Genomic DNA, 8,112 nt, shown 5'->3' on the forward strand with positions numbered 1-8,112 from the left:
CCGCCACCTGCGCGGCCGGCTGGCCGGGCTGGTGGCGGCGGCCATGCTGATGACACCTCTGCTCGCCGCCTGCGACGGCGGCGGCCTGCTCGGCACGTCCAAGGCGGACGGCCCGCTCGACTGCGCCAAGTTTCAGGAGTCCACCCCCAAGGCCGGTGCCCCGCTGCTGCTGGTGCTGCTCGACGTGACCGACAACTCGGCCGCTACCGCGCAGCGCGTCTCGACCCGGCTCCAGCCCTACCTCGACACGGCGCTGAAGAACGGCGCCTACATCCGGCTCGTCGCCAGTGGTGGCACGGCGATGACGTACTCGGACTGCTTCCACGGCGACCGGATGTTCCAGATCAAACGGAACAACAACCGGCGCGAGGAGAAGGACCGGGTCGCCGCCGCCAAGGCCCTCGGCACGGAGATCGACCATGTCGTCCAGACCGAGCGGGTCAGCACGAAGGGAAGCGCGACAGGTCTGCTCGCCGGCATCAACGATGAGCTCAACACCGTCCGATCCACACCCGACGTGAAAGTCACCGACGTGACCGTCCTCGTCTGGAGCGACCTGCTCGGCACCGGTCAGGACGCCGACTGCCTCAACGTCGACGGCAAGAAGGCGTCCGCGTCCATCGCCGAGGCGCTGGTAAAACGGTGCTTCGAAACTCAGCAGATCACCGCGGTGGGCAACGACAAGGTCCGGTTCCTCGGGGTCAACGAGGGCGCGGCGGATCGGCCGCAGCAGGATCTCGCCCGCTATCTCAAGGGCGAACTGTGTCGACGGATCAGCAGTGACTGCAGCTAGCTCCACCATCCCGACTGACCCGACCGTCCTGACTGACCCGACCATCCCGACTGACCCGACGATCCCAGCCGCCCGTCCGGTCGCGCCCGTCGCGCCCGTCGCGGCAGCCGCCGAACTTCCGGAGCACCCCGTCCGCAACCGCCGCAGCACGCACCACGCCGATCCATCCGAACCGCTGCTGGCCACGACGGCGCCGGTGAAACTCAAGCCGAGGAGACGACCGATGGGCGTTCTACACGAGCCCGAGGACCAGCACTTCAGCCCGGCATTGATGCGCTCGACGGTCGTGATCACCGGCTGCCTGGTCATGCTCGCGGTGCTGGAGATCTGGGTCTGGTTGACCCTGTCGTCCTCATTCGCCAAGGTCTCCGTCACCGGATCGATGATCGTGACGGCGCTCAGCTTCTTCATCACCGGCAACACGTTCCGGCTGCGCGACATCCGGCGCCGGGTGGGCAACCGGGCGCGGGCCGGCCGAATCGCCCCGATCGACGCGCTGTCGACCCTGCCGCCGCGGGAGACGATCGCCCGCCGCTTCATGCTCGGCACCGTCGGCGCCGTGGTCGGCGTCGGCACCCTCGTGCTGACCATGGTCTTCTCCGGCGACGAACAGCAGGGGGCGCGCGAGGCCATGGTCGCCTCGGTGCTCGGCATCGTCTGCGCCATGCTCTGCTTCGTCGGCGGCACCTTTGCTCGCCCCATCGACTGACCCGCTCGTCCCCATCGACTGACTTGCTCGTCCCCATCGACTAGTTGCTCGTCCCCACCCGACCAACCGCCCATCGGATCGGAAAAGTAGGAGCCTGAAACGGTGCTGCGCAGGGGAAACCAGCCAGGGCGTCTGGCCAAGCAGCTCATCCGCCGGGTGGGAGACGCCGACATCGCGCTGGCGGGTGCGGAGACCCGCCCCAAGGTCCTCAAGAGCCTCGAGGAGGCGGAGGTCCAGGAGGTTCGGGCCTCCGTCCGGGCCGACGGGCGGACCCTGGAGGAACTGATCGCCGAGCTCCGAATGGAGATCGACTCCCGGGCCGAACGCCGCGAGCGGCGAACCGAGCTGATCAAGAACAAGGTCGAGCAGGGCCGGTTGTGGCGCAGCGTCGGGGTGCAGGAGCGCATCCCGCAGATGGCGTTGGCGGGGCCGGCCCGCACGGTCGTCCTGACCCTGCTCGCCGCCCTGGACTTCTACGTCTTCGCCCAGTCCTACGCGGTGCTCGCCGACGTCGGCGGCTACGGCCCGGAGTGGTGGCTTGGCGGCCTGCTCGGCGTCGCCGTCTTCATCGCCGGGGTGGCGCTCGCGCACGGGATCAAGGCGTCCATCCTCGCCCGCGCCCAGAAGCAGATGCTCACCGATGCCGACGCCGGCCGCTTCAAGATCGAGCTGGACGTCCGCGAGCAGCTCGTCGAGTCGAAGTCATCGCCGCTGGCGCTGAGCCTGACCACGGCGATCTTCCTGCTGCTGTCGATCGCCGGGGTGCTCGTGCGCACGCAGGGCACGGCCGGCGAGAGCACCGGCGGCGCGGTGATCCTGTTCCAGGCGCTGATCCCGCTGGTCGCCGTGGCGGTCGAGCTGTACCTGCACGACCCGACCGAGCGCGACGAGCCGATGCCGAACATCGTCGACCGGCGGCTCGAGCGGCGCCTGGCCAAGGCCGAACGCCGGCTGCGCATCGTCGCCGCCCAGGTCGAGGCGAAGGTGTCGCAGATCGAGAAGCTCTACCGGGTGGAGGAAGCCATCCTGGACGTCGAGCAGAAGGACATGGGTCTGCGCCACACCACCGACCTGGTGCTCGGCGGCGGCCACATCCCGACCGTGCCAACGAACGGGCGGGTCGCCGAGGTGGACCGCGACCAGCTCGAGAAGACCATCAAGATGGCCCGCCGGTCCTGACCCCACTGCAGCTCAGGCAGCTCAGGCAGCTCACGGCGGCTCAGGCGGCTCACTGCGCGACGGTGACCGCCTTGCGGTAAAGGTCGCGGCGGTCCAGCACGTCCAGCAGCGCCGTGGCCAGGTCGGGGTAGGTGATGCTGCGCGCCTTCGGCAGCGGCGCCTCGGCGACGAGGCGATAGTCCCCGGTGGCGGGCCGGGCGAGCAGCCTCGGCGGGCGCACCGCGATCCAGTCGGCGTCGCTGGCCCGCAGGATCTCCTCCATCCGCCGCATGTCGGCGTAGGCCGCGCCGAAGAACCGGTCGAGCACGGGCATCATCACCCGCCGCTGCACGAAGGGCAGCTCGCCACGCGGCCCCGCCGGCGTCGCGGAGATCACGGCGATGGTGCGGATCCCGGCGGCCCGCATGGCGGCCAGCAGGTTGCGGGTGCCGGCGGAGTAGACCGTCGTCGGCTCCCGGCCGGCCGCGGCGCCCAGCGCCGAGACGACGGCCTCGACCCCGGCGAACACCGGGACAAGCTGATCCCGATCGAGCACGTCGGCCCCGACGACCTCCAGGCTGTCGTGCCGCGCCGTCACCGCCTCGGGCCTGCGCGCCACCGCTGTCACGCGGTGCCCGCGGGCCAGTGCCTGTTCGACCACCAGAGCTCCGGTCCGCCCCGTTGCGCCCACGACTGCGATCTTCATCCCGACCAGCTCCGTTCGTCGCATCACCCAGAAGGGGCCCCTCAAGTGATTGTCACCTTACATGACAATCACTTGAGCACCTAGACTCGACACCCGTGAGCGATCTCCCGGCGGCCTCCTACGCCACCTCCCTGCCGTTCCTGCTGTCCCAGGTCGGCGCGCGCGCGGGGCAGTTGTTCGCCGCTCGGCTGGCCCCGCTGGGAGTCTCGCCGCGGGCGTTCGGCGTCCTGAGCAATCTGACCGGGACATCGGGCCGCACCCAGCAACAGCTCGCCGACGCACTCGGTATGCACCGCAACAACATGGTCGGCCTGATCGACGAGATGGAGGCGGCGGGCTGGGTGCGCCGACACCGCAGCGCGCAGGACCGGAGGGCGTTCGAGATCCGGCTCACCCCGGCCGGCGCGGTGCTGGTGGACCAGGTCACCGCGTTGATCCCGCCGATGGAGGCGGAGATCGTCGGCGACCTGACCCCGGACGACCGGCACGCCCTCGTCGACCTGCTGGTCCAGGTGGCCGCGACGCTACAACTGGACCCGGGGATCCATCCCCACCTGCGGGCCCGCTCCCGCTCCGCCTGCGCAGCGCCCGACTCGCCCGCGTCTGACTCGACGGATTCGCGGAACTAGGCGACTCCCGGTTCAGACCGCGGGGTTGACCGGGTCACCCGGCGGCTCCGCGGCAGCCGGCGGCTCCGCGGCGGCCGGCGTCGGTCGGCTGGCGGCGTGGGCGCGCTGGGCGCCGATCCAGGCGTTCATCACAGCCCAGTGCATGGTGAGCCACTGCCGTTGCCCCGTCGCGGCGCTGGGGATCTCCGCCGCAGGCACCCACCACCAGCGCAGCAGCAGCGGCGCCGCGAACGGCAGCGCCCGCCAGACCTCGCCGGGCTCGCTGAACTCGTCCAGGCCGGCATGCGCGACGATCATCGTGGCGGCGATCCGGCCGGTGGCGAGCGCGGCCAGCACCCCGGCCGGCCGCGGCGGCAGGACGGCGTCGAGATCCTCGGCGACCGCCGCCCGGTCCCACTGGCCGCGCGCCCGCAACCGGGCGATCAGCCGGCGCCGGCGCAATGGCGTGAAGTTCGCGCCCTCCGGAAAGATCACGAGCGCCTCGCCGGCGCCCAGGTCGCGCGCGAGCTCGCCGATCCGGCCGGCCGCGTGGTCGTCCGACCCGTCGTTGCGCAGGAAGCAGGCGCCGAGCCGGCCGAGCAGGATGTCGATCGCCGGGTCGAGCTGGAGCCGGTCGATCAGCACCACCCGCGGGATGCGGTGATAGCGACTGAGCAGCAGGTGGACGAGCACGAACGAGTCGCCCGGTCCGGCATGCCGGCTGAGCACGAGGACGGGCCCCGAGCCGGCGTCGGCCGTCCCCACTGGCGGCTCGGTGACCTCCAGGCGCAGCCCGACGAGCCGCCGGGCGGCTGCGACCAGCACGGCGAGCGTTCGGCGCAGCAGCCACAGGTGCGCGGTCTCCCACCGACCGCCGAGAGCCGGCCGGGCCAGCCACAGCCCGAACGTGACGACGATCAGCACCGCCTCGGCGCTCAGGTAGACCGCGACGAGCAGGGCCGCCCGCGGCAGCCGCAGCCGGCGGTCGACCGGCGCACTGAGCAGGCCAAGCGCGGCGAGTGCCACCCCGACCAGCGCCAGCGCCGCTGCGAGCGGCACGAACAACGGGTCGACCACGAATCGGCGGATCGCCCACGGTGGCACGCCCACGGCGTCAACCTCCAGGTCAGGACACGTCCAGCGGCCGGGTGCGGCCGCCGGCGGTGAGGTCGAGGTAGGCGGCAGTGGCCTGCCGGGCCTGCTGGATGCGCCGGTTCAGGCCCGAGGTGGAGCGGTAGCGCAGTGGCACCAGCGGGGCACCGCGCTCTCCGACCGGCAGCACGTGGACGGCGACCCCGCTGGGCAGCCGGGCCATCGCCTCGGTGAAGCCGCGCCGGCGGGCGATCTCGAAGGCGACCAGGCCGGCCTCCCACGGCCAGCGCGGCGGCCGCAGCGGCCGTTCGATCCGGCCGACGTGCAGGACGTAGACCGTGTGGGCACCGAGCTCCACGGCCCGGCCGACCGGGTTGCTGTCGACGATCCCGCCGTCGATGAAGTGCTCCTCGCCGATGCGCACCGGCGGCAGCAGCGCCGGGACCGCGCAGGAGGCCAGCACGGCCTCGACGAGCGGCCCGCGGTCGAACCAGTGCGCGGCGGCCCGTTCGATGCTCGCCGCGACGCACTGGAATCGCACCGGCAGGTCCTCGATCGGCTCGGCCGGCAGGTGCGTGCGCAGCAGCGCGCGCAGCGGGGCGTTGGAGTGCAGGTGGCCGTGTTGGACGACGGTGGCCAGCCGCCGGGCCGGGCCGCCCGCGAACACGTCGGAGATGCCGAGCTGCGACCACAGATCGGTCAGCCGGTCGATCGTCGCGGGCGCGGGTTCGGCCGCCACCGCGGCCCCGTTGATCGCGCCGACGGAGGTGCCGACCACCAGGTCGGGCAGGATGTCGGCGTCGAACAGGGCGGCCAGCATGCCGACCTCGCTCGCGCCGAGGATGCCGCCCCCGCCGAGGACGAAGGCCACCCCAACCCCGGCAGCCGCATCCGCCCCGCCGGCCGCATCCGTTTTACCCGCCGCATCCGCCCCGCCGGCCGCATCCGCCTGCACGCCCACCGCCCGCCCGGGCCGGAGTTCCGGCCGTTCATCCCGACCCGCCGATGTCGCGTCCACCCACACCCCATCCACCGAACCGCTCGCCTGTGCCGGACCGCCAGTCCCACGCCGACCGCTCGCGGTCCGTGGCGGCGATCGATCACCTCCTTCCCCGATCCGGGCCGGCCGACCCGTCCGAATCCGGATCGTCGGCCAGAGCCGGACGGGACCGGACGGGACCGACGCAGCCACGCCGCCGGTGCCCGTCCGCCAGGGATCGACCCCGGGCAGGGAGAATGAGCGGCATGCTTTCGGACGACGACGTGGATGAGATCGTCTTCAGGGCGGCGGGCAGCGGCGATCACCGCGGCGCGGCGGGCACCCTGGAGACACTGGCCGAGCGGCCCGACGCCCACAGCGAGACGATCACCCGGGCCTCCCTGCTGGTCGACGCGGGCAGCCAGTACGGGCTCGTCCAGGACTGGCGCGAGGCGGTCCGCTGCTACCGCGCCGCGGTGGCCGACGGCAGCGCCTGCCCCGTCGATCCCCGCGTCTGGCTGCACGACGGGCTGCTGCGCGACGGGCAGGCCGAGGAGGCCAGCTCGCTACGGGCGGAGCTGAAGGCGGCGAGATCGGCCGATCCGGGCGTGTACGAGGCGGTGGCCGAGAGCCTGGAGGCGGTCGGCCTGCTCGACGACGCCCACACCTGGTTCACGATGGGCTATCACCGCTGCGAGCGGGCCCCGGTGCCGGACTTCCTGCTCGACCTTCTGCTCGTCGGGCGCCGCCGGGTGCGGGTGGCGCTCGGCCATCCCAGCGATGCCCTAGACGAAGTCGCCGAGGACTACATGGAAACTGTGGGCGGCTGAGGCGTGACCGTGGCCGGCGCAGACGTGACATGGCCGGCAGAGACATGGCCGGTACCGGCTCTGACGTGGCGGACAGGGAAGACAGCGGCCCCGCCACGTCGTTGCACCACGTCGTGAAACCGACCCGAAGCGTCCCCCTGTCCGTGCTGGACCTCGTCCCGGTCGGCACCGGGACGACCCCCACCGATGCGGTCCGCGGGTCGCTCGAACTCGCCCGACACGCCGAACGGCTCGGCTTCACCCGGTACTGGCTGGCGGAGCACCATGGCATGCCCGGCATCGCCAGTTCGGCGACATCGATCCTCATCGGCCAGGTGGCCGCGGCCACCAGCACGATCCGGGTGGGTTCGGGCGGCGTGATGCTGCCCAACCACGCGCCGCTGGCCGTCGCCGAGCAGTTCGGCACGCTCGGAGCCCTGTTCCCCGGCCGGATCGACCTGGGGATCGGCCGGGCCCCGGGCACGGATCCGGCCACCGCCCGGGCGCTGCGGCGCACCGCCGGGCTGCTCCCCGTCGACGATTTTCCCGAGCAGCTCGCCGAGCTGACCACCTTCCTCGCCGGCGGCGACTTCGCCGCCGACCATCCGATGCGCGGCGTGCACGCGTTCCCGCAGTCCCCGGCGCCGCCGATCTGGCTGTTGGGGTCCAGCGGCTACAGCGCCAAGGTGGCCGGGATGCTGGGCCTGCCGTTCGCCTTCGCGCACCACTTCAGCTCGGCGAACACGGTGCCGGCGCTCGATCTGTACCGCCGGTCGTTCCGCCCCTCGCCCGGCCGGGAGCAGCCGTACGCGATCGTGGCCGCCGCGGTGGTCTGCGCTGAGGACGACGAGCGCGCCGAATGGCTCGCCGCGCCCCTCCGGCTGGCGATGCTGCGGATTCGCGGCGGCCGTCCCGGCGTCTTCCCCTCCCCCGAGGAGGCCGCCGCGCACACCTGGACCCCGCAGGAACGGGCCGCGGCCGAGAACGCGACGGGGTCGCACATCGTCGGTTCCGCCTCGACCGTCCGGGCCGGGATCGACGCTCTGCTCGACGTGACCGGCGCCGACGAGATCATGATCACTACGAACATCCACCGGCTGGCGGACCGGATCCGCTCCTACGAGCTGGTCGCCGAGCTCGGCGGCCTGATCCCGGCCGACCCCGTCGCTGCGGCGTTCGCTCCGGCGGGGGCGTCCCGCTCACGCTGACCGGGCTCGCCGACGCCTGGCCGGGCGGCCGGCGGTGCACAGCCGCCGCC

The 8,112-nt window shown here is 72.6% G+C and carries 9 protein-coding genes; 6 read left to right on the top strand and 3 right to left on the bottom strand.

Annotation, left to right across the window (positions count from 1 at the left end):
• The first annotated feature begins 7 nt into the window (after positions 1 to 7).
• The 3 genes from ND748_RS19765 (at position 8) to ND748_RS19775 (ending at position 2,681) form a co-directional block, all read left to right on the top strand.
• Positions 8 to 793 (top strand): hypothetical protein, encoded by a 786-nt coding sequence (locus tag ND748_RS19765; protein ID WP_251747495.1) that lies wholly within the window; start codon positions 8 to 10, stop codon positions 791 to 793.
• A gap of 223 nt (positions 794 to 1,016) precedes the next feature.
• Positions 1,017 to 1,502, top strand: a complete 486-nt coding sequence (locus ND748_RS19770; protein WP_251747489.1) for a hypothetical protein — start codon at positions 1,017 to 1,019, stop codon at positions 1,500 to 1,502.
• Positions 1,503 to 1,604: 102 nt separating this feature from the next.
• Positions 1,605 to 2,681: a hypothetical protein gene (locus tag ND748_RS19775; RefSeq protein WP_251747490.1), complete on the top strand. Its 1,077-nt coding sequence runs from the start codon at positions 1,605 to 1,607 to the stop codon at positions 2,679 to 2,681.
• A gap of 49 nt (positions 2,682 to 2,730) precedes the next feature.
• On the opposite strand, the gene ND748_RS19780 is transcribed toward ND748_RS19775, so the two are convergent.
• The gene (locus ND748_RS19780) at positions 2,731 to 3,366 is read right to left on the bottom strand and encodes an NAD(P)-dependent oxidoreductase (protein WP_251747491.1); all 636 of its coding nucleotides are present in this window, start codon (positions 3,364 to 3,366) and stop codon (positions 2,731 to 2,733) included.
• A gap of 95 nt (positions 3,367 to 3,461) precedes the next feature.
• Here ND748_RS19780 and ND748_RS34160 point away from each other — a divergent pair, with 95 nt between their 5' ends.
• The gene (locus ND748_RS34160) at positions 3,462 to 3,995 is read left to right on the top strand and encodes a MarR family transcriptional regulator (protein ID WP_308205673.1); all 534 of its coding nucleotides are present in this window, start codon (positions 3,462 to 3,464) and stop codon (positions 3,993 to 3,995) included.
• A gap of 12 nt (positions 3,996 to 4,007) precedes the next feature.
• Here the strand turns inward: ND748_RS34160 and ND748_RS19790 are convergent, their stop codons facing one another.
• Both ND748_RS19790 and ND748_RS19795 read right to left on the bottom strand, forming a co-directional pair.
• Entirely contained in the window at positions 4,008 to 5,084 is a 1,077-nt protein-coding gene (locus tag ND748_RS19790) for a 1-acyl-sn-glycerol-3-phosphate acyltransferase (RefSeq protein WP_251747492.1), read from the bottom strand.
• Positions 5,085 to 5,100: 16 nt separating this feature from the next.
• Positions 5,101 to 5,937, bottom strand: a complete 837-nt coding sequence (locus tag ND748_RS19795) for a patatin-like phospholipase family protein (RefSeq protein WP_251747496.1) — start codon at positions 5,935 to 5,937, stop codon at positions 5,101 to 5,103.
• A 374-nt stretch (positions 5,938 to 6,311) separates the two neighbouring features.
• On the opposite strand from ND748_RS19795, the gene ND748_RS19800 reads away from it, so the two are divergent.
• Both ND748_RS19800 and ND748_RS19805 read left to right on the top strand, forming a co-directional pair.
• Positions 6,312 to 6,875, top strand: a complete 564-nt coding sequence (locus ND748_RS19800; protein ID WP_251747493.1) for a hypothetical protein — start codon at positions 6,312 to 6,314, stop codon at positions 6,873 to 6,875.
• Positions 6,876 to 6,988: 113 nt separating this feature from the next.
• Positions 6,989 to 8,062 carry an LLM class flavin-dependent oxidoreductase gene (locus ND748_RS19805; protein ID WP_251747494.1) on the top strand — a complete coding sequence of 358 codons (1,074 nt, stop codon included), beginning with the start codon at positions 6,989 to 6,991 and terminating at the stop codon, positions 8,060 to 8,062.
• Positions 8,063 to 8,112: the final 50 nt, after the last annotated feature.

This window comes from Frankia sp. AiPs1, assembly GCF_023716945.1.
Classification (GTDB): Bacteria; Actinomycetota; Actinomycetes; order Frankiales; family Frankiaceae; genus Frankia.

Excerpts from the sequence above, each read along its gene's own strand:
- ND748_RS19770 (WP_251747489.1), top strand. The coding sequence starts at position 1,017 with ATGGGCGTTCTACACGAGCCCGAGGACCAGCACTTCAGCCCGGCATTG.
- ND748_RS19780 (WP_251747491.1), bottom strand. The coding sequence starts at position 3,366 with ATGAAGATCGCAGTCGTGGGCGCAACGGGGCGGACCGGAGCTCTGGTG.
- ND748_RS19800 (WP_251747493.1), top strand. The coding sequence starts at position 6,312 with ATGCTTTCGGACGACGACGTGGATGAGATCGTCTTCAGGGCGGCGGGC.